The following is a 20220-nucleotide window of genomic DNA, read 5'->3' as shown; positions in this document are numbered from 1 at the left end:
GGCTACCATCGAGCTGATCAGTTCGCCTACGCCGCGTTTTCGGTCGATCGCGTGACGTCGCCGCGCCCTGCGAGGAGGCCGGCAATCGAAATATCCTCGTCGAGTGCTTCCCAGTGCAGCCCGACGCGGCTCAATTCGACTTGGTCGCGCTCGGCAGAGGTTGCGTGCAGTAGCCGCGGAAACCATGCGAGGGGGACACCGAGCGTCCGGCCGTCCGACAGTTCGACCCACATCGTGTGTTCGTCAAAACGAACGCTAGTTGCCGAAATGGTCATGCCAAGCCTTCAAAAGAAGATCGCGGTTGTCCTCGACGACGCGCAGGATATTCGAAAGTTCCCGCGGATTGAAGCCGTAACTATCCGCAATCGATATCGTGGGTTCAAGCCATATCTTGGCATCCCGGCCGCCGCCCTCGTGAATATGCACCGGCTCGGGCGGCTGCCCCTCGTTCGAGAAGAAGTAGTAGCGCAAGCCGCCCTGGCGTAATGCAACCGGCATCGATGCCTCCGGGTGACTTGCGCTGCTGGTATCAGCTACACCCAGTCGTGCTTCCGCAAGTATCGCACTTCATGCACGTCCCATTCCGCACCAGCGTGAAATTGCCGCACTCCGAGCACATCTCGCCCTCGTAGCCCTTGGCCTTGGCTTCGGCGCGGCGCTCGGCCTTGCTGGGGACCAGGGTCTGTGCGGTGCTGCCGGCCTTGCTCCACTGGAGCTGCTCGAGCTTCTCCGTCGGCGAGAGGTCGTGGCTCACTTCCTGCTTCAGGGCGACGGCGCCTTCGAGGGCGTCGCCGACGCGGGCGCTCGCGCCGTGCGAGGCCATCGCCGTGACCTTGCTGCCGCCGGAGGGAGCGCTGTCGTTGCCTTGGCTGACCGCGGTCGAGCCGCCGCGCATCACGAACAGGTTGTCGGTGCGGGAGCGGGTGAGGCCGCGCGAGACCAGCTTGGTCGCGTGGTGGCCGCCGTCCTCGTCCGGCTCCTTGCCTTCCTCGACGCCCTTGCCGAGCGCGTCGAAACCCGTCTCGTTGGGATCGACGTGGGCGAGGTCGAAGCGGCTGAGGTAGCTCACCGCCAGCTCGCGGAAGACGTAGTCGAGGATCGAGGTCGCATACTTGATGCTGTCGTTGCCCTGCACGGGGCCCGCCGGCTCGAAGCGGGTGAAGGTGAAGGCGTCGACATATTCGTCGAGCGGCACGCCGTATTGCAGGCCGAGCGACACCGCGATGGCGAAGTTGTTGATGAAGGAGCGGAGTGCCGCGCCTTCCTTGTGCATGTCGATGAAGATCTCGCCGAGACGGCCGTCGTCATACTCGCCGGTGCGCAAATAGACCTTGTGGCCGCCGACGACCGCCTTCTGGGTGTAGCCCTTGCGGCGATCCGGCATCTTCTCGCGCTCGCGCATCACGATGATGCGCTCGACAAGCTTCTCGACGATCTTCTCCGAGACCTGGGCGGCGCGCGCCGCCATCGGCTTCTCATAGAGGGTCTCGACCGCATCGTCCTCGTCCTCGTCATCGCTGATGAGCTGCGAGTTGAGCGGCTGGGAGAGCTTCGAGCCGTCGCGATAGAGCGCGTTGGCCTTCAAGGCGAGCTTCCACGACAGCATGTAGGCGGACTTGCAGTCCTCCACCGTGGCGTCGTTCGGCATGTTGATGGTCTTGGAGATCGCACCCGAGATGAAGGGCTGCGCCGCCGCCATCATGCGGATGTGGCTCTCGACCGAGAGGTACCGCTTGCCGATCTTGCCGCAGGGATTGGCGCAGTCGAACACCGGATAGTGCTCGGCCTTGAGGTGCGGGGCACCTTCCACCGTCATCGCGCCGCAGATGTGGACGTTGGCCGCCTCGATCTCGCGCTTGGTGAAGCCGACGGCCTGGAGCAGGTCGAAGCCGGGGGCCGCGATCGCCTCGGCGCCGATGCCGAGCTGGTCGCGGATGAAGTCCTCGCCGAAGGTCCACTTGTTGAAGGCGAACTTGATGTCGAAGGCGGTCGGCAGGGCCTTCTCGACCTTGGCGATCGCCTCATCGGTTGAAGCCCTTGGACTTCAGCGTGGTGACGTTGATGCCGGGGGCATTCGCCAGCGAGCCGTGCCCGACGGCGTAGGCCTCGATCTCGGCGATCTCGCTCTCGCGATAGCCGAGCGCGCGCAGCGCGGCGGGAACGGCGCGGTTGATGATCTTGAAGTAGCCGCCGCCGGCGAGCTTCTTGAACTTCACCAGCGCGAAGTCGGGCTCGATGCCGGTGGTGTCGCAATCCATGACGAGGCCGATCGTGCCGGTCGGCGCGATCACCGTGGTCTGGGCGTTGCGATAGCCATGCGTCTCGCCGAGCTCGAGCGCCGCATCCCAGGCCGCCTGGGCGTGGCTGACGAGGTCTCCTTGCGGGCAGGAGACCAGGTCCATCGGCACCGGGTTGACGCTGAGCGCCTCGTAGCCGTTGGACTGGCCGTGGGCGGCACGGCGGTGGTTGCGGATCACGCGCAGCATGTGCGCCGCGTTCTTCTTGTAGCCGGGGAAGGTGCCGAGCTCGGCGGCCATCTCCGCCGAGGTCTTGTAGGTGATGCCGGTCATAATCGCGGTCAGCGCGCCGGCGATTGCACGGCCTTCCTTCGAGTCATAGGGCAGGCCCATGGTCATCAGGAGGCCGCCGATATTGGCATAGCCGAGGCCCAGCGTGCGGAACTCGTAGGAGAGCTCGGCGATCGCCTTGGACGGGAACTGGGCCATCATCACGGAGATTTCGAGCACGATGGTCCAGAGCCGGCAGAGATGCTCGTAGCCCTCGACGTCGAACCGCTTGGTCTCGGTGTTGTAGAACGTCAGCAGGTTGGCGGAGGCGAGGTTGCACGCCGTGTCGTCCAGGAACATGTATTCCGAGCACGGATTGGACGCGCGGATGTCGCCGGACGCCTTGCAGGTGTGCCAGTCGTTCATCGTGGTGTTGAAGTGCAGGCCCGGATCGGCCGAGGCCCAGGCGGCGTAGCCGATCTTCTCCCAGAGGTCGCGCGCCTTCAGCGTCTTCGTCACCTTCTTGGAGGTGCGGGCGGTGAGATTCCAGTCGCCGTCGGTTTCGACCGCGCGCAGGAAGTCGTCCCGCAGCGAGACCGAGTTGTTGGAGTTCTGCCCGGAAACGGTGAGGTAGGCTTCGCTGTCCCAGTCGGTGTCGTAGGTGTCGAACTGGATGTCCTTGTAGCCTTGCTTCGCGAACTGGATGACGCGCTTGATGTAATTGTCGGGCACGAGGCTGCGGCGCGCGAGCTTGATCTCGCGGCGCAGGGCAGGGTTCTTCTCGGGGTCGAAGCAGTCGTCGCCCGAGCCTTCGCAGTTGACGCAGGCCTTCAGCACCGCCTTCAAGTGCTTCTGGTTGATCTTGGATCCCGTGACGAGGGCGGCGACCTTCTGCTCCTCCTTCACCTTCCAGTCGATATAGGTTTCGATGTCGGGGTGATCGACGTCGACGACGACCATCTTGGCGGCGCGGCGCGTGGTGCCGCCCGACTTGATCGCGCCCGCAGCGCGGTCGCCGATCTTGAGGAAGCTCATCAGGCCGCTCGAGCGGCCGCCGCCGGAGAGCTTTTCGCCTTCGCCGCGCAGGCGCGAGAAGTTGGAGCCGGTGCCGGAGCCATACTTGAACAGGCGCGCCTCGCGGACCCAGAGGTCCATGATGCCGCCCTCGTTGACGAGGTCGTCACCGACGCCCTGGATGAAGCAGGCGTGCGGCTGCGGATGCTCGTAAGCCGACTTGGACTTGGTCAGCTTGCCGGTGAAGGGGTCGACGTAATAATGGCCCTGGCCGGGGCCGTCGATGCCATAGGCCCAGTGCAGGCCGGTGTTGAACCATTGCGGCGAGTTCGGCGCGACCATCTGCCTGGCGAGCATGTAGCGGAGCTCGTCGTAGAAGGTCTGGGCGTCCTCGTCGGAGGAGAAATACTTGCCCTTCCAGCCCCAATAGGTCCAGCAGCCGGCGAGGCGGTCGAACACCTGCTTGGCCGAGAGCTCGCTGACATAGCGCTCCTTCTCGGGGAGTTGGCTGAGGGCCTCGGTGTCGGGCACGGAGCGCCACAGGAAGGAGGGGACGGATTCCTCCTCGACCTTCTTCAGGCGCGCGGCAACGCCCGCTTTCCGGAAATATTTCTGGGCGAGCACGTCGGAGGCGACCTGCGACCACTCGGCCGGCACCTCGACATTCTCCAGCTTGAACACGACCGAGCCGTCGGGATTGCGAATCTCCGACGTGGTCAGGCGGAATTCGATTCCCGCATAAGGTGACTGTCCCGAAGTGGTGTGGCGCCGCTCAATCCGCATGGTCTTGCCCCGTCCTTAATCTTTGACCGGTCCCGCCCCTCGTTGAGGGCGTTCCGGGTCGACATTTCGTTTCGCGGCGCCTTCCGGCCGTCCGGCCTTCGCGCACCGCAGTTCAGCCGGTGGATCCGGCCCTGTTTTTTCCCGGCGCGACGTCGATGCGTGCATCGATCATCCCGCCGGCACGTCCACACCCATCCGCCCCCAAGGGGATGTGCGCGACATGCGTTCAACGCCCCACAACGCCGCAACTTCTCTCACTTCACGCAGGTGTCACTTCGAAACCGCCGTGAAGTCTGCCTTCCGAGCCTGTTGCCGGCCCGTTCCGGCGCCCCCGGGAGTCCGCATTTCGCGGGCAGACAAGCCCTCATGCCGCTGCCTTTGGCTGGCCGGCGGAGCTGAGATTTGCGAGACCCTTTGGGGGAGTGCCGGCGGGACGCAAACTCACTCGCGCCGAACGGACCGAAAGCTAGGACTCTCCGTTGCGCCCGTCAAGAACTAGTGCGAGTTCCTGAATCAAATACTAAATATGGTGGATTGTGGGGGATAACAGGGGTCTTCGCCGCGCCTGTTGTGGAGCCAAGTATCAGTGAGTCCTCAGGGATTCCCAACCGAAAAAATTCGTATCCGGCGAGCTGTGGAGGCTTCATCCCGCTGTTCACAGGGCAGGTATATTTTTCCGGACCGGGATTGCGCCAGGGGGACTCACGTAGCCCTACGGAAGGCGAGGGCAGGCATGCCCGCCGGGACGGTGGTTTGGCCGGCGAATCCGGGCCAAGCTGACCGCAAGATTTTGCCGGATTGCCCACATGCATGATTCGACCCGCCGGGATGCGCGAGCGCGCATCGCCCCGGCCGGCCTGATGTTCCTCGCGATCACCTCGATCGGCTGGGGCTTCAACTGGCCGGTGACGAAATTCCTGCTGGCCGAGCTGCCGCCGCTGACCCTGCGCGGGGTGACCGGCGTGCTCGGGGCGGTGCTGCTGGCGCTGCTCGCGATCATGCGCCGGCAAAGCCTGCGGGTGGAGGGCGCGATCTGGCCGCGCCTGCTGACCGCGGCCGTGCTCAACGTCACCGGCTGGATGGTGCTGATGGGGCTGGCGCTGCTCTGGCTGCCGGCGAGCGAGGCGGCGCTGATCGCCTACACCATGCCGGTCTGGGCCTCGATCATCGCCTGGCCGGTGCTGGGCGAACGGCCGACGGTCTTGCGCACGCTGGGGCTGGTGATGGCCTTTGCCGGCCTTGCCACGATCATGGGCGGCAACGGCATCGCCGCCAGCGCGGAGAAGGCGCCGGGAATCATCATGGCGCTCGCCGGCGCATTCGGCTTCGCCGTCGGCACGGTGTTCTCGAAGAAGTACCCGATCCATCTGCCGCCGATCACGGCTGCGGCCTGGCAGATCGGGATCGGCTGCCTGCCGATCTCGATCGTCGGCCTGCTGGTCGAGACCACGCATCTGTCGAAGGTGACGCCGCTCGGCTGGTGGCTGCTGGTCTATTCGACCGTGGTGCAGTTCTGCATCGCCTATGTCAGCTGGTTCGCAGCGCTGGCGCGCCTGCCGGCCTCCGTCGCCGCGATCGGGACCATGGCGGTGCCCGTCATCGGCGTCGTCGCCTCCGCGATCGCGCTCGGCGAGCCGCTCGGGGCAGGGCAGATCGCCGCGCTGATCTTCACGCTGGCCGCGGTGGTTCTGGCGACGCGGTAGCTCGCTTATTGGCACCGCTGGTATTGAGTACGACTGCCGTCCCGGCCGGTCCAAATAAGCTTGTCGCCCGCAACCACTAACTGAATGGTCGCCTTCCATTTGTCGCCCGCGTTGGAGCACGTTGTGGCGATGCTCCAGATCGATCCCGCGCGCTTGATATTCGAGAATTCGCATACACCGCCAGCTGACGACACCGCGCGACGCGAGTTGATGAGCAGGTCGGGCTTGGAGCTGTCATCGCAGATCGGTTCAGACCAAGAGCCGATGAAAGTTTGGTCGACTCGTAAAATCGGCCCCGAGACCAGAAGCTCTTGCGCTTTCGAATCCCATTTGTCATCTGGTGCGAGATTGTTAGTCGCCTTGAAGTCTCGAAGAGCTGCTCGAGAGAATGAATCCCATCCCTTTGTTGGGCCTTGCAAGAATCCAAGTTCTCTTAGGCGCGATTGTACGGAAAGTGCGCTCTGCGGATCGTTCAGGTCCAAGACTTGCGTCGGGGTGCTCTGCGCGATGTTGCTTGCGGACGCATCAATCGGCGACGACGGCTGGTTCAGATTGAGAGAGATGTTCGGCTTTGGAGGAGGAGGGATGCTGGCAACGGCCTTTGAGGGCGGCTCCGAGGGTTGCTGTAACATTGGCTGCGCTGGCGGACGCTGGCTGTCATTCGCTGTCGAATTGATGCTTGCTAGTTTGATGAGGACATCCCTCTGAAGAAGGCCTGCTTGAATCAATGTCAGGCACGCGAAAGATGAAAGAAGGACGACGCTTGGCCAGCGTTTTGCAGTGCTGATATGTGTGATAGACGCCGGCGTCTCGACCAGCGTGCGCTTTAAGGCGTCGATAACGGGAGTGTCAGAAGTTTTGTGTAAGAGCGTCTCTGTGAGGGGTTTGCGGGGTCAGCGGACTGACCCCATGGGGTCAGTCCGCTGAGCCTGCAAAGCGCTCGCCGAACTGGATGGCAAACTGGCCCATTGCGGCCGTCCATGCAACCGGTCGTCGCCAATGGATGCCGGCATTTCTGATGGCGAGGTAAAGCAGCTTCATCGCCGCCTCGTCGTTGGGGAAGCTGCCGCGTGTTTTGATGATCTTGCGCAGCGAACGGTTCAGCGCCTCGACCGCGTTGGTGGTATAGATCATTTTGCGTATCTCCGGCGCGAAGGCGAAGAACGGAATGACGTGCTCCCACGCCCGGCGCCAGGCCGCCCCGATCGCGGGATAGCGCTTGCCCCACTCGGCTTCGAAGTCCTCGAGCCTGAGCAGAGCGGCGTCGGCATTCTCGGCATGATAGATCGCCTTGATCGAGGGAAGGATCGCCTTGCGATCCTTCCAGGACACGAAGGATAGGCTGTTGCGGATCAAATACACGATGCAGGTCTGGACCATCGCCTTGGGAAAGACGCTGTTGATCGCCTCGGGAAAGCCCTTCAGACCGTCGACGACGGCGATCAGGATGTCGGCGACGCCGCGGTTCCTCAGATCGTTCATGACCTTGAGCCAGAATTTGGCGCCTTCGGTTTGCTCGATCCAAAGCCCGAGCACGTCTTTCTCGAGCTATGGCTGATTTTGGGTGACGCGGCCTGATCAGGCGGCGTGGCTTTCAGTGTTCGGAATGACTTCGATTCCGTCGATGAACTTTACACCGGCGATGACTTTCGGCAACTGGTTCGTGCTCTTCAATCGCCGCCAGGTCTTCGATGCGGCGTCGATGAGCTTGAACACCATCAGCTTCGCAGTTTGTTGCGACAGCGATCCCTTGGTCCGCACCGTTCGGTGGCGCACCGTGGCGAAGACGCTCTCGATCGGGTTCGAGCTGCGTAGGTGGATCCAGTGCTCAGCAGGGAAGTCGAAGAAGGCGAGCAGCGCATGGCGATCCTTGATCAGGCACTCCACCGCACGTCCGTATTTGACGTGGTATTTCTCGACGAAGACGTCGATCGCGGTTTCAGCTTCGGCCCGGTGTGGGGCCAGATAGATGTTCCGCAGGTCGTTCTTCATGGGGCCCTGCACGGATTTGGCGACCTTGTCGAGTACGTTGCTCACTTTATGGCACCAGCATCGTTGGTGCCGCGTGCCGGGAAAGGCCTCGTCCAGTGCCTTCCAGAAGCCGAGGGCGCCGTCGCCGATGGCGAGTTGCGGGGCAATCCGTAACCCGCGTTGCCGCAGGTCGATCAGGAGTTCGCGCCAGCTCTGCGCGCTCTCGCGCACGCCGACCTGGAAGCCGATCAGCTCCTTCTTGCCTTCCGGCGTGGTGCCAATCAGCACCAGCATGCATTCGCTGTGATCTTCCATGCGGGCCTGCAGGTACACGCCATCGGCCCAGATGTAGACATAGCGACGCGCCGACAGATCGCGTCTCTGCCAGCGTTCGTACTCGACCTGCCAATCGGCCTTCAGGCCGGCGATCACCGAAGGCGACAGGTTCGGCGCATCCTTGCCGAGCAGCGCCGAGAGCGCCTCCTGGAAGTCGCCGGTCGAGATGCCGCGCAAATAGAGGACCGGGATCAAGGCATCCAGGCTCTTCGTCCGCCGCGCCCATAGCGGCAGGATTGCCGAACTGAAGCGGAGGCGGTCGCCTGGCCCGCTCGCTCCGCGGTCGCGGACCTTGGGACGAGCGACCTCCACCGGACCGATGCCGGTCGCAATCTCGCGCACCGGACCGTGCCCATGTCGGACCAGGCGCGCTCGACCGTCGGGCAGCGTCAGATTGGCCGTGCTGGCCAGAAACGCGCCAACCTCGATCTCGATCGCCCTGGCAAGCAGGTCCCGCGCGCCGGCACGAACGATATCGGTCAGTGGATCATCAACCGCGGACGGCTGACGGAAAGCAAGAACATTGGTAGTCTCGGTCATGGCGTATCGCTCTCCTCGAGAGGTTCTGGCAGGCTCGTCACCCGCCTCGATACGCCGCCTTCCTCACACCGTCATCACCCAGATTCCGCCATAGCTCGTCTTTCTCGCCCGATGCAGTGATGCCCAGCACGACGTAGACTGCCTTGTTCTTGACCATCCCCTCATCGCGAATCTTGACCCTGAGCGCGTCGAAGAAGACCACCGGATAGATCGCTTCCAGCGGCCGGCTCTGCCATTCGCGGACCTCGTCGAGAATCGCGTCGGTGACCTTGCTGATCAGATCGGGGGACACCTCGGTGCCGTAGAGCTCGGCCAGATGGCCCTGGATCTCCCGTACCGTCATGCCCCGCCCGTAGAGACTGATGATCTTCTCGTCGAAGCCGTCGAAGCGGGTCTGGCCCTTCGCGACGATCACCGGTTCGAACGTGCCGGCGCGGTCGCGCGGCACCTCGATCTCGATCTCGCCGTCGTCCGTCAACAGCGCTTTGCTGCTTGTGCCGTTGCGGCTGTTGCCCGACCCGCGGCCCGCCGGGTCGCCCTTCTCATAGCCAAGGTGGTGGGTCAGCTCCGCACCCAGTGCGCGCTCCAGAAGCGCCTTCTTCAGTCGTCTGAAAAGCCCGTCTTCGCCGGCTAAGTCTTCTGGCTTGAGGCTGCCCCCGGCAAGAAGCTGGTCCAAAATCTCAGGTGAAAAATCCGTAGCCATGTGAGTCTCCTGTCAAAGGTAAACTCACAGAAACCATCTTACACCGAGTTACTGACACCCTCTCGATAACGCGGAAAAGCGAGTCGGCCGCCTGAGATGCCGATACATGTAATTTGCAGTTCAGGCCTCCTGCCGAACGGAACGTCAGTTCGCCATAGAGGCAAACGGGCAATTGCGCGTTGTTGATGAAGCGACGATCAGGTCCGCCGGACTTGTTCACGTAGCGCCACGTATGCGCAACGACCGTTGCATCAGAGGGCAGGCGCTCTTCCTCGATAAATCTCACAACATGTTTCGAAAATTCCAATTCTCCGTAACTCACTGACGCCACTTCGCCCCTCACCACAACCAATGCTGCGTCAGGCAGCAGATATAGTTGATCCGAGCCGACGCGGAAGGCCGGGAAGACTGCCTTTCCCCGGATGCAATCGGGTTTACCAAAAACGAGAGAGGTAGCTTTGCGCTTGTTCAGGCTTGTTGCGCCCGCGTTGCGCTTCCAATCGTTCGTCCGAGCTTCTGCTTCAACGGTCCAAACCGCCGCGCACCGGGTGAGCTCGGTGAATGAGATTGCAAGCGCTTCAGAGATGCGACCCACCAAACCTTCGGAGTCCAATGTAACCCTTGCTGACCGGCGGTATCGGTCCAGAAAGATTGTTGCGGGAACAAAGACAGTTGCAAAGAGCGCCGTCAGTCCCATCCATCGCTGTTGCTCTGTCTGCATAAGGGCGCCCACAAACAGAAGAAGACAGATCGCCAAGACTAGGGGCGCTAGTTGGATGCGTCGGCTGGTTGAGTTCAGAATGAGCGCTAGCTGACTCGTTGATAGTGCGTTGATTTGTGACGCGGCGGCGTTCTGGACGACCCTCAGCTGCTCAGTGGGGCTGGACGAGCCGAGATATTCGTATGACTCCGCCGGTGCAGCATCCCCGCTACTGATTTTCGCCTTTGCATATGGCGTATAACCAGTCCAAGACAGACCTGTCCCCGGAATTCCAGCGGTAACACGGGTCCCTTTCGGTCCAATATTGTAGCGGAAACCCCGCCCGCCCAACGACACAGAGGTCCCGCGGCTACTCAAATTTAGCCTGACGCCTGGCAATAGCTTAAACGACCGGCGGAAGCGAAAACCCATCAGCTGCCCCAATCCAAATGCGTATTGGTAGCAGCGTGAGGGCGCTGCACGCAATAGTCGGCAGGAGGCTGTTCAGTTGGATCGAACCGCCGAGCTATGTCACTCCGCCCAGCGCCTTGCGGATCATCTCGGCGAGCTGGTTGCGGCGGTAGGGCTTGGTCAGCAGCATCACGCCGTCGTCGAGCTTGCCTTGATGGATGATCGCGTTGTCGGTGTAGCCGGAGGTGTAGAGCACCTTCACACCCGGCCGGCGCCTGGCCACTTCTTCGGCGAGCTCGCGGCCGCTCATGCCGCCGGGGATGACGACGTCGGTGAACAGGAGATCGAACTTCTGGCCGGCCCCGATCAATTCCAGCGCGGACTTGGCGTCGGACGCGGCCACCGTCTTGTAACCGAGGCTCTGGAGCTGGGTGGTGACGAAGTTGCGCACCAGCGGGTCGTCCTCGACCACGAAGATGGTCTCGGCACCGCCTTCGGCCTGCGTCGCGATGCTGGCTGCCACCTCCGCCGTGCCTTCGCCCGGCGGCAGATAGAGCTTGATCGTGGTGCCGTGGCCTTCCTCGCTGTAGATCTTGATGTGGCCGCCGGATTGCTTGACGAAGCCGTAGACCATGGAGAGGCCGAGGCCGGATCCCTTGCCGACCTCCTTGGTGGTGAAGAAGGGCTCGAACGCCTTCTGCTGGGTCTCCACCGACATGCCGGTGCCGGTATCGCTTACCGCGAGCATGATATAGGGGCCGGGCGCCACGTCGGCATTTGCCTGCGCATAGGCCTCGTCCAGCACCACGCGGTGCGTTTCCAGCAGCAGCTTGCCGCCGTTCGGCATGGCGTCGCGGGCGTTGATCGCCATGTTGAGCACCGCATTGGTCAGCCTGGACGGATCGATATGCGTCGTCATCGGCCCCTGTTCCAGCACGGTCTCGATCTGGATCTGCTCGCCGAGGGTGGGGCGCAGAAGCTTTGCGATGTCCGCGATCGCGGCGTTGATCTCGACGTTGCGCGGCTCGAGCGGCTGCCGGCGTGCAAACGCCAGCAGATGCTGGATCAGCTCGGCGCAGCGCTCGGCGGCGTCGTCGATCAGCCGTGCCGTGCGCTGAAGCTCGGGCTGGTCCTTCAGGCTCTCCACCAGCGTCTCGGTGTTGCCGGAGATGACGGTCAGCATGTTGTTGAAGTCGTGCGCGACGCCGCCGGTCAGCTTGCCGATCGCATCCAGCTTCTGTGACTGGTGCAGCTGCCGCTCGGTCTCGCGCGAGGTGGTGGCATCGTGATAGACCAGCACCGCGCCCGAGACATTGCCTTGCCCGTCCCGCATCGGCCGGCCGCTGATCATGAGATGGCGGGGAGCATCGCCGCTGTGCGGGCGGACGATCATCTCCAGCTCTTCGAACTGCTCGCCGCGCAGCACGCGCATCGATGGCAGCTCGTCGGCCTCGAGCGGCGTGACGCCGTCGCCGTGAAACACATCGGACAGCACGCGCAGATTGCTCAAATTCATGCCGGCGCGATGCAACAGCATGCGCTCGGCGGCCGGATTGGACAGAAGGACATTGCCCTCGGCGTCGATGACCAGCACGGCCTCCGCCATGCTGCGAAACGTGCTCTGGAGTACGTTGACGGACAGGCGCAGCTCGTCATGTGCGGTGACCAGGTGCTCGGTCCGCTCCGCCACCGCTTCCTCGAGCGCGGCCTTGGCGGCCTGTGTTTGCTCGAGCGAGCTCTGGAGTTCACCCGTGGCGCGCCGGCTTTCTCGCATCACCAGCGCGACCAGGAGCAGGATCAGCACGGCGCCGGCGACGTCGATACCGAGCAGTGCGATGCCGGTGCGCCGCGAATCCCGGGATCGTTCGGCGAGCAGGCGCTCTTCCTCGGCGCTCAGATGGTCGAGATTGGCCATCACCGTGTCCATGAGGCCACGGCCCTCGGCCTTGCTGTTGAGCGCGGCAATGCCGGCCTGGTCGTTCTCGGCACGCAGGCGCATCGCTGTGGCGGCGATCTCCATCCGGCGCAGCGCCAGCGGCTCGGTGCCCTCCAGCAGCGCGACCTGATCGGGACTGTCGCGCACGTCGCGCTTGAGGTCGGCGAGGGCGGGCGCGATGCTGGCTTGCACCGCCCGGAACTCATCGCGGAAGCCCGGCGTGCGATAGAGCTCGTAGCCGCGCGCAGCGCTCTCGGCGCGGCGCAGCAGCACGCGGAGATCGGAGATCTTCTTCTGCACCTGGCCGGTATGGCTGACCCATGCCGCGTCGGAACGCGACTTGACGTCGAGGGCGATCGAGGCCGCGGCGATGATCAGGAGGATGGCAAGTCCAACACCGAAAATGACGCGCTGCGTTGGAATCAAGGGGCTTCTTTCTTGTCCTTCGGCTGTGCGCTCTCGCCCGCGCCGGCGAGGCATTCCCGGATCGTGGTCATCAGCGCTTCCGGCGTGAACGGCTTGCGCAGGCAGCGCGTTGCGCCAAGCTCCAGCGCCATGCGGAGAAAATCGGGAGAGGGCGAGGCGGATGAGGCGAAGGCGTAGCCCGACATCGCGATCAGCGGAGTGGTCGGCGCACGCTCGTGAAAGATGCGGATGGATTCGAAGCCGCGCATATGGGGCATGAAGATGTCAACCAGCATCACGTCGAAGGCCTGCGATTCCAGCGCAGCCAGTCCTGTTTCGCCGCCGTCGGCCAGCGTGACGTCGAAGCCCTGACGTTGCAGGAGGACCTCGATGGTCGCGCCGACCATCGGATCGTCGTCAACCACGAGAATGCGCGGCATGACACTTCCCAGGTGATCGAAGTCCCCACTGCATTTGGTGATATCCGCGAATCGTGTGTCCGGTCAATTTTGGATTGGATCCCCAGCGATATGCACGGCGGAGTGCATAAAGGCCGGCTTGCTCCGGCCGTCGGTGCCCTTCGGGCGGGCGAGCAGGACGGAACTCGAAGCGGGTGAGGATACGCCGGCCGCGAGAAAGGCGCCGCATTGCTGCGGCGCCTTCAGCCTCACGCCTTGGCGGTCTGCTTACGGGCAGGGATGCCGCTGGCCGTCGTACCCGAGATAGGTGCCCGAAGCCGGGTCGTACGATTTGAAGCGCTGCGCGCAATAGGCCGCGGAATCGCCGCCGCCATCCTGCACCACCGCAACCGACGGTTCGTCATAATAGCTGCCGTAATAGTAGGGATCATCGTAATAGCCGTAGCCGCCGCCGTAGCCGCCGTAATAGGCGTACGAGCCGAGGCCGCCGATTGCGGCGCCGGTCGCGAAGCCCGGCCAGAGGCCGCCGCGACGATGATGCCCGTGACGGCCGCTCCAGTTGCTTCCGCCGTGCCAGTTGCCCGCGGTTGCGACGCTACGGGTGCCACCGAAGGCCTGCCGGGGCGTTGCGCCGGCTACGAATCTGCCGCCGCTCGGACGCATCGGAGTGCCGGCCGCGAAGCTGCCTCCGCTCGGACGCATCCCAGTCCCGGCCGCGAAGCCGCCTCCGCTCGGACGTACCGCGGCACCGGCTCCGAAATTGCCGCCACCGCCACGGAACGCAGCGCCGCCGCCACCTCCGCCGCCACCCATGCGCGCGCCGCCACCGAAGTGAGCGCCGCCGCCGACATGGGCGCCACCGCCCCCGCCTCCGCCCACTCCAGGACGCTGGGCAAAGCTCGGTGTCGCAAAGGGAAGAACCAGCGCCACCGCTGCGGCGGCACTCAAGATTTTCAGACTGTTCATAGTTAAACTCCTTTCCCGGAAAGCAAACCCTATGAAAGCGCGGGGGTTCCTTGGGATCACGCCGGTTTGCGCGCGAATGGAGCCTCACGCGCGGCCGCTGTACCGGGCATGTATGGATCGCGACCGCTTTGCGGCAAGGGGTCCTGCTCGGTAGCCGGATTGCGGAGGGAGACCCGCGCACCTGCCGAACTGGACATTTCGCTGCCCGGATGGCATCAGGACCCAACGAAGCAGGGCCCTTGCCGCATGAAACAATTCTTCCTCAAGTTCTTCACCTGGTGGAATGGCCAGACTTTTGGCACCCAGCTCTGGACCAAGCGGTACGGGGAGCTGGTCGGCCAGGACGAGCAGGGCAACCGTTACTACCGCACCCGCGGCGGGGCGATCGATCCGGCCCTCGGTTTCGAGCGGCGCTGGGTCATTTATAACGGCTACGCGGAAGCGAGCCGGATCCCGCCGTCCTGGCATGGCTGGATTCATCACGTCGTCGACGCGCCGCCGACCGAGGCCAATTACCAGCCGCGCGAGTGGGAAAAGCCGCACCAGCCGAACCTCACCGGCACGCCGAAGGCCTATCGTCCCTCCGGCTCGACGCTTGCCAGCGGCCGGCGTCCGAAGGCGACCGGCGACTACCAGCCCTGGACGCCCAGCTAGCCTTTCGGCCCACCCGCGAACTGCCATGGTTCGAAGCGGATGCACATGCATCCGCGCTGCGCTGCTGTGGACAACGGGAACAGCGGGGATGCCGCTTGCGCCAGTGTTGCATTGACGCGGGCGATGCGGCTCAATGATCCCATCTTACGGAGATGGGAGACCATCGCGTTCGGTTCGGGCAACAGTTCGCGACTGTCCCGAGATGCAGCGGCCGCCGACCAGGACTCGATCGGGAGATAGGCCCCCGGTCTGGAAGCTCCGAAATCGCCCGATGTGAATGTGCAGCCGCCGTAAGACAGGAAGGGCCGCTTGGGAAACCGAGCGGCCTTTTTCTTTGGCGCATTCTTCTCCTCGCGTGTCCCGGACGCGGGGTGTAACGCTGCGCCGCTGAGCCGAGAACCCAGAAGGTCACGCAACCCGCTGATTGGTGGGCCCCGGCTCTGCAGCGCACCGCCGAAGAGGCGCTGCGCTGCGTCCGGGGCACGAGAGTTGAGATCGCTCTACGTCACCCTTTCAGCCGCACGCTTCACCGCTTCCAGGCGCCGCGCCTGGTTCTGCGCGCCGCGCTCCTTCAGCAACGCCTTCACCTCGTCGGAAGCGGTGTCGGGCGAGCCGGAATTGAACGGCGGGGCCGGATTGTATTCCATCTGGAGCTGGATCGCTTCCGCCGTCGTGCGATCGACCATGATCGATACCAGCGTCAGCGCGAAATCGATGCCGGCGGTGACGCCGCCGCCGGTGATGCGGTTGCGATCGATGCAGACGCGCGTCTTTGTCGGCGTCGCGCCGAACTGGGCGAGCATGTCCATCGCGCTCCAATGGGTGGCGGCGCGGTAGCCCTTCAACAGACCTGCGGCGCCGAGCGCCAGCGATCCCGTGCAGACCGAGGTGACGTATCTAGCGCCGTCGGCCTGTCTGCGCAGGAAGTCGAGCACCTCCTCGTCGTTGAGCAGGTCGTTGGTGCCGCTGCCGCCGGGCACGCAGATCACGTCGAGTTGAGGGCAGTCCGCAAACGTCGTGGTCGGCGTCAGCGTCATCACGGAATCGCTCGGCACCGGTTCGATCCGCTTCCAGATCAGGTGCAATTTTACGCCGGGGACCATGGCGAACACCTGCAGGGGACCGGTGAAGTCCAGCTGGGTGACGCGCGGAAACACCAAGAGACCAATCTGGAGCGGTGACGACATCGGCAGATCCTCCAATTGCGAGCTTGACGCCGGCACGATGTCATGGTGCCCTCCCGTCCGAAATGGCTTAATTCCCTCACTTTCGGACATGTCGTTTAGGAGCTGGCCCATGATCGGCATCCTGATCTTCCCGGATTTCCAGCTGCTCGATGCGGCAGGCCCGATCTCGGCGTTCGAGATCGCAGCGCGCTGCACCGGCAAGACGCCGGCCATCCGCGTGCTGGCCGTCGAGCCGGGGCTCGTGCGCAGCTCATCCGGGGTCGAGATGATGGCGCGCGACTTCAAGGCGGCGAGCGCGATCACGACGCTGGTCGTGGCCGGCGGCGTGGGCGTAGCCGACGCCGCGCGCTGCGAGGTCACGCGGGCCTTCCTGCAGCGGCTGGCAAAACGCGGCGTTCGGGTCGCGAGCGTTTGCTCGGGCGCCTATGTGCTCGCCGAAGCGGGACTTCTCGACGGCCGCCGCGCCACCACGCATTGGGGGCGGACGCGCGATTTCGTCGCGCGCTTTCCCAATGTGAAATTCGAGCCGGACCAGATCTTCACGCGGGATGACAATGTCTGGACCTCGGCAGGCATCTCCGCGGGCATCGATCTCGCGCTCGCGATGATCACCGAGGACCATGGCGAGGAGATCGCACAGCAGACCGCGCGCCATCTCGTGCTCTATCACCGCCGCAGCGGCGGCCAGTCGCAATTCTCCTCGCTGCTGGAGCTGAAGACGCCGAACGGGCGGTTCGGCGCACTGCTGTCCTGGGCGCGTGAAAATCTCGACGCGCCGCTGACGGTGGAAGATCTCGCCGATCGCGCCGGCATGAGCGCTCGGCATTTTGCCCGTGCCTTTGCGGCCGAGACCGGCACGACGCCATCCAAGGCGATCGAGCGCCTGCGGCTGGAAGTTGCGCGCGAGCGCGTTCAGTCCTCGCGCGAGGCGATCGAGCTCGTTGCGGAAACGACCGGATTCCGCGATCCCGAACGAATGCGGCGCGCCTTCATCCGCGCCTTCGGCCAGCCGCCGCAGGCCCTGCGGCGCGCGGCGCGGGTGGGGTAGCTGCTCCACGGACCTCGTTCGCGACTAGCCTCGAGGAGTTGGGTGGGCCAGTCCGATCACAAAGTCAGCTCGTGCGCGGGGCACCCCGTTCCCGAAACAATCGATTTCATCGATTAGTTAAACAAGAATAATGCGTTGGATCGATTAATTGAATTCTTCGATCCTCAGCTGCGCTGAGACCCCTCAGTGAGTCACTTCAAGCAGCATTGGATCAATCTCATGAACCGCACCACAACGTTTGCAGCCCCCGATCACTGGAGCGAGCCTGATGAATCAGCCCGCAATGGCTGCGCCGGCTCCCGCCAGCGACCCGCGCCTCGATCCCGAGGTTCGTGCATTTCTCGCGGAGATCAACAAGGACAGCGCGCCATTCTGGGAGCTGCCTCAACCCGAGCCGCAAGACGTGCTGACATCGCTGCAGTCTCGGACTGCCGTGGACATGTCCGGCGTCACCACGACCGAGCTGACGATCGAGCAGGACGGGCGCACCGTGAAGCTCTATGTCATGAAGCCCGAGCATCTGACCGGCAGACCCGGCGTCGTGCTTTTCATTCATGGCGGTGTCTGGATCGTCGGCAACTTCCAGAACCATCAGCGCCTGTTGCGGGATCTGGTCGTGGGCTCGGAACAGATCGGCGTGTTCGTGGAATACACGCCGTTGCCGGAAGCGAAGTATCCGACGCAACTCGAGGAATGCTACGCCGCGCTCAAGTGGATCGCGGTGCATGCCGACGAATTCGGTGCCGACGGCCATCGTATTGCGGTTGCAGGTAACTCCGTCGGCGGCAACATGGGTGCGGCACTGGCCTTGATGGCCAAGGACCGCAAGGGGCCGCAGATCAGCTACCAGGCGCTGCTCATCCCTGCGACCGACGCCAGCGTCGATACGGCGTCATATCATGAATACGGAGCCGGCCGTTTCCTCGCCCGCGCCTTCATGAAGTACGGCTGGGATCTCTATGCGCCCGCCGCGACGACCCGGGACAATCCCTACGTATCGCCGCTGCGCGCCAGCAGCGAAGAATTGAAGGGACTACCGCCGGCGCTCGTCATCACCGCGGAGAACGATCCGCTGCGCGATGAGGGCGAGGCCTATGCGAGGAAGCTGAAAGAGGCGGGGGTCAGGGTGGACGCGGTTCGCTACAACGGCACGATCCACGATTTCGTGCTGCTCAACGCACTGCGTCACGTGCCCTCCACCGAAGCCGCGATCGAACAGGTGAACCGGGGTCTGCGTCGGCATCTCGCAGCCGCGACCGATTGACCGATCGATGAGGGATGCGGCGGCTTTTCGCCGTCGCATCCCTCGCTCCCCCCAGAGATACGCCAATGACCATCGTTCAGAATTCCCGCCCATACCCCGCCACGCGTGCCATGCGCGACAACATCCTGTCATATCGGGACTCCGCCCTGGCAATCGTCCCCGGCGTCGCGCTGGCCGCGATCATTGCCGTGGTCGCCAACACGATGCGCAGTATTCCTGCCGTCGCGACGTTCAGTCCCATGATCCTGGCGATCGCGATCGGAATGGCTGTGCGCAACCTCGCCGGAACGCCAGCTCTCGCCCGCGCTGGAATCAGTTTCAGCATGCGCCGGTTGCTTCGGCTCGCGATCGTGCTCCTGGGCTTCCAGATCACGCTGACCCAGCTTGCCAGCGTCGGCACCAAGGGGATCCTCATCGTCGCCAGCACGCTCGTTGCCACGTTCGGATTCACGCTCGCAGCAGGGCGTGCGCTGGGCGTCGAACGCAAGCTCACTCAACTGATCGCCGCGGGCACCTCGATCTGCGGCGCGTCAGCCGTCGTCGCGACCAACAGCGTCACCGAAACTTCCGATGAGGACGTCGCATATGCGATCGCCTGCGTCACGGTCTTCGGCTCGATCGCGATGTTCGTCTATCCCATGCTGCCTCGCCTCCTGCATCTCGATGCCGACGCGTACGGCCTCTGGAGCGGCGCATCCATCCACGAGATCGCCCAGGTGGCTGCCGCCTCCTTCCAGAACAGCCAGCGGGCGGGTGAAATGGCAACCGTTGCCAAGCTTGCCCGTGTCATGCTGCTCGCGCCGGTCGTGCTGACCCTGAGCGTCGTCAGCCGGGCTTCGGCGCAGCCGGCCGGCGGCAAGTCGGCAAGGCCGCCGATCCCCTGGTTCGCGATCGGCTTTGTCGCGATAGTCGCACTCAACAGCGTCGTGTGCATTCCGGCAGGCCTCAGGAGCGCGACGATCACGCTCTCGACGTTCCTGCTCACGATGGCGCTCGCCGCCATGGGCCTTGAGACGGACGTCTCGAAATTGTACGCGGAGGGGCTGCGTCCGGCTATGCTGGGCGGGCTCGCGTTCCTCTTCATCGCAGGCTTCAGCCTGATCCTCATCAAACTCGTTGGATGACCATGACGCTCGAACAGCTCCGCATCTTCGCCGCTGTCGCCGACAAGCAGCACGTCACCCAGGCCGCCCACGAATTGAATCTGACACAATCGGCCACGAGCGCGGCAATCGCCGCGCTCGAAGGACGCTACGGGGTCAAGCTGTTCGATCGGGTGGGACGGGGCATCGTTCTGACGCATATGGGCCGCACGTTTCTCGGGGAAGCGCGTGCGGTGCTGGCGCGTGCGCACGCCGCCGAGCAGGTCCTGCGCGATTTTGCCGGCCTCAAGGCCGGCCGACTGGTGATCGCGGCAAGCCAGACGGTTGGGAGCTACTGGCTTCCGATGAGATTGCTGGCGTTTCAGGCCGTCCATCCCGGCATCGAAATCAACGTCAGGATCGCCAACAGCGAGCAGGTCGCAACCGACGTCCGCGACGGCATGGCGGATGTCGGCTTCATCGAGGGCGACATTGACGACGCCGCATTGTCCGCCCGCCGGGTCGACGGCGATGCGCTGGTCGCCGTCGTGGGAGAGCTGGCCCCGCAAATTCGGACAGTAGCTTGAGTGG

The 20220-nt window shown here is 64.0% G+C and carries 14 protein-coding genes and 5 pseudogenes; 6 read left to right on the top strand and 13 right to left on the bottom strand.

From position 1 onward, the window contains the following. Nucleotides 1-26: 26 nt before the first annotated feature. The 3 genes and pseudogenes from ABIF91_RS38750 to ABIF91_RS38740 form a co-directional block, all read right to left on the bottom strand. Complete coding sequence (locus ABIF91_RS38750) at nt 27-275, bottom strand: DUF2442 domain-containing protein (protein ID WP_028181882.1); 249 nt, start codon at nt 273-275, stop codon at nt 27-29. Continuing rightward, nucleotides 256-498, bottom strand: a complete 243-nt coding sequence (locus ABIF91_RS38745) for a DUF4160 domain-containing protein (RefSeq protein WP_028181881.1) — start codon at nt 496-498, stop codon at nt 256-258. The genes ABIF91_RS38750 and ABIF91_RS38745 overlap by 20 nt, the downstream gene beginning before the upstream one ends. Nucleotides 499-529: 31 nt before the next feature. Continuing rightward, nucleotides 530-4304: pseudogene (locus ABIF91_RS38740) on the bottom strand (vitamin B12-dependent ribonucleotide reductase). Nucleotides 4305-5110: 806 nt separating this feature from the next. On the opposite strand from ABIF91_RS38740, the gene ABIF91_RS38735 reads away from it, so the two are divergent. Beyond that, nucleotides 5111-6007 (top strand): DMT family transporter, encoded by an 897-nt coding sequence (locus ABIF91_RS38735; RefSeq protein WP_028181879.1) that lies wholly within the window; start codon nt 5111-5113, stop codon nt 6005-6007. Nucleotides 6008-6012: 5 nt separating this feature from the next. Here ABIF91_RS38735 and ABIF91_RS38730 read toward each other — a convergent pair whose 3' ends face one another. The 9 genes and pseudogenes from ABIF91_RS38730 to ABIF91_RS38690 form a co-directional block, all read right to left on the bottom strand. Beyond that, nucleotides 6013-6489, bottom strand: a complete 477-nt coding sequence (locus tag ABIF91_RS38730) for a hypothetical protein (RefSeq protein ID WP_210164000.1) — start codon at nt 6487-6489, stop codon at nt 6013-6015. Between the two features lie 433 nt (nt 6490-6922). Beyond that, nucleotides 6923-7549: pseudogene (locus tag ABIF91_RS38725) on the bottom strand (IS256 family transposase); the annotation flags it as partial. Nucleotides 7550-7585: 36 nt separating this feature from the next. Next, the gene (locus tag ABIF91_RS38720) at nt 7586-8854 is read right to left on the bottom strand and encodes an IS256 family transposase (RefSeq protein WP_038952271.1); all 1269 of its coding nucleotides are present in this window, start codon (nt 8852-8854) and stop codon (nt 7586-7588) included. A 91-nt stretch (nt 8855-8945) separates the two neighbouring features. Further along, a pseudogene (locus ABIF91_RS38715) lies at nt 8946-9557 on the bottom strand (IS256 family transposase); the annotation flags it as partial. Beyond that, nucleotides 9535-10254, bottom strand: coding sequence for a hypothetical protein (locus tag ABIF91_RS38710; RefSeq protein WP_424579871.1), 720 nt, complete (start codon nt 10252-10254; stop codon nt 9535-9537). The gene ABIF91_RS38710 and the pseudogene ABIF91_RS38715, both read right to left, overlap by 23 nt. Nucleotides 10255-10533: 279 nt before the next feature. Then, nucleotides 10534-10689: pseudogene (locus ABIF91_RS38705) on the bottom strand (DUF4236 domain-containing protein); the annotation flags it as partial. A 94-nt stretch (nt 10690-10783) separates the two neighbouring features. Next, complete coding sequence (locus tag ABIF91_RS38700; RefSeq protein ID WP_028181349.1) at nt 10784-13030, bottom strand: CHASE3 domain-containing protein; 2247 nt, start codon at nt 13028-13030, stop codon at nt 10784-10786. Continuing rightward, nucleotides 13027-13449, bottom strand: a complete 423-nt coding sequence (locus tag ABIF91_RS38695; RefSeq protein WP_028181350.1) for a response regulator — start codon at nt 13447-13449, stop codon at nt 13027-13029. The genes ABIF91_RS38700 and ABIF91_RS38695 overlap by 4 nt, the downstream gene beginning before the upstream one ends. Before the next feature lie 246 nt (nt 13450-13695). Beyond that, the gene (locus tag ABIF91_RS38690) at nt 13696-14394 is read right to left on the bottom strand and encodes a BA14K family protein (protein WP_424579721.1); all 699 of its coding nucleotides are present in this window, start codon (nt 14392-14394) and stop codon (nt 13696-13698) included. Between the two features lie 246 nt (nt 14395-14640). On the opposite strand from ABIF91_RS38690, the gene ABIF91_RS38685 reads away from it, so the two are divergent. Beyond that, a complete protein-coding gene (locus tag ABIF91_RS38685) occupies nt 14641-15048 on the top strand; it encodes an NADH:ubiquinone oxidoreductase subunit NDUFA12 (protein ID WP_028181352.1) in 408 nt (135 codons plus the stop codon). A 500-nt stretch (nt 15049-15548) separates the two neighbouring features. On the opposite strand, the gene ABIF91_RS38680 is transcribed toward ABIF91_RS38685, so the two are convergent. Continuing rightward, nucleotides 15549-16235 carry a DJ-1/PfpI family protein gene (locus ABIF91_RS38680; protein ID WP_028181353.1) on the bottom strand — a complete coding sequence of 229 codons (687 nt, stop codon included), beginning with the start codon at nt 16233-16235 and terminating at the stop codon, nt 15549-15551. Between the two features lie 109 nt (nt 16236-16344). Between ABIF91_RS38680 and ABIF91_RS38675 the strand changes: the two genes are divergently transcribed. From ABIF91_RS38675 to ABIF91_RS38660, 4 genes and pseudogenes are all read left to right on the top strand, one after another. Beyond that, on the top strand, nt 16345-17283 hold the full coding sequence (locus tag ABIF91_RS38675; protein ID WP_028181354.1) for a GlxA family transcriptional regulator: 939 nt from the start codon (nt 16345-16347) through the stop codon (nt 17281-17283). A 268-nt stretch (nt 17284-17551) separates the two neighbouring features. After that, nucleotides 17552-18547, top strand: coding sequence for an alpha/beta hydrolase (locus ABIF91_RS38670; RefSeq protein WP_245285528.1), 996 nt, complete (start codon nt 17552-17554; stop codon nt 18545-18547). A gap of 65 nt (nt 18548-18612) precedes the next feature. Then, the gene (locus ABIF91_RS38665) at nt 18613-19671 is read left to right on the top strand and encodes a YeiH family protein (protein WP_284283039.1); all 1059 of its coding nucleotides are present in this window, start codon (nt 18613-18615) and stop codon (nt 19669-19671) included. A gap of 2 nt (nt 19672-19673) precedes the next feature. Further along, nucleotides 19674-20195, top strand: a pseudogene (locus tag ABIF91_RS38660) (LysR family transcriptional regulator); the annotation flags it as partial. Nucleotides 20196-20220: the final 25 nt, after the last annotated feature.

The organism is Bradyrhizobium sp. USDA 241, assembly GCF_049739505.1.
Lineage (GTDB): Bacteria > Pseudomonadota > Alphaproteobacteria > Rhizobiales > Xanthobacteraceae > Bradyrhizobium > Bradyrhizobium liaoningense.
Note: the sequence above shows the minus strand (reverse complement) of the source record. Positions and strands in the feature narration are given on the sequence as shown.

Bases quoted from the DNA above. Each gene is read 5' to 3' on its own strand.
- ABIF91_RS38750 (WP_028181882.1), bottom strand. From the start codon at position 275: ATGACCATTTCGGCAACTAGCGTTCGTTTTGACGAACACACGATGTGG.
- ABIF91_RS38745 (WP_028181881.1), bottom strand. From the start codon at position 498: ATGCCGGTTGCATTACGCCAGGGCGGCTTGCGCTACTACTTCTTCTCG.
- ABIF91_RS38735 (WP_028181879.1), top strand. From the start codon at position 5,111: ATGCATGATTCGACCCGCCGGGATGCGCGAGCGCGCATCGCCCCGGCC.
- ABIF91_RS38720 (WP_038952271.1), bottom strand. From the start codon at position 8,854: ATGACCGAGACTACCAATGTTCTTGCTTTCCGTCAGCCGTCCGCGGTT.
- ABIF91_RS38710 (WP_424579871.1), bottom strand. From the start codon at position 10,254: ATGGGACTGACGGCGCTCTTTGCAACTGTCTTTGTTCCCGCAACAATC.
- ABIF91_RS38695 (WP_028181350.1), bottom strand. From the start codon at position 13,449: ATGCCGCGCATTCTCGTGGTTGACGACGATCCGATGGTCGGCGCGACC.
- ABIF91_RS38690 (WP_424579721.1), bottom strand. From the start codon at position 14,394: ATGAACAGTCTGAAAATCTTGAGTGCCGCCGCAGCGGTGGCGCTGGTT.
- ABIF91_RS38685 (WP_028181352.1), top strand. From the start codon at position 14,641: ATGAAACAATTCTTCCTCAAGTTCTTCACCTGGTGGAATGGCCAGACT.
- ABIF91_RS38680 (WP_028181353.1), bottom strand. From the start codon at position 16,235: ATGTCGTCACCGCTCCAGATTGGTCTCTTGGTGTTTCCGCGCGTCACC.
- ABIF91_RS38675 (WP_028181354.1), top strand. From the start codon at position 16,345: ATGATCGGCATCCTGATCTTCCCGGATTTCCAGCTGCTCGATGCGGCA.
- ABIF91_RS38670 (WP_245285528.1), top strand. From the start codon at position 17,552: ATGAATCAGCCCGCAATGGCTGCGCCGGCTCCCGCCAGCGACCCGCGC.
- ABIF91_RS38665 (WP_284283039.1), top strand. From the start codon at position 18,613: ATGACCATCGTTCAGAATTCCCGCCCATACCCCGCCACGCGTGCCATG.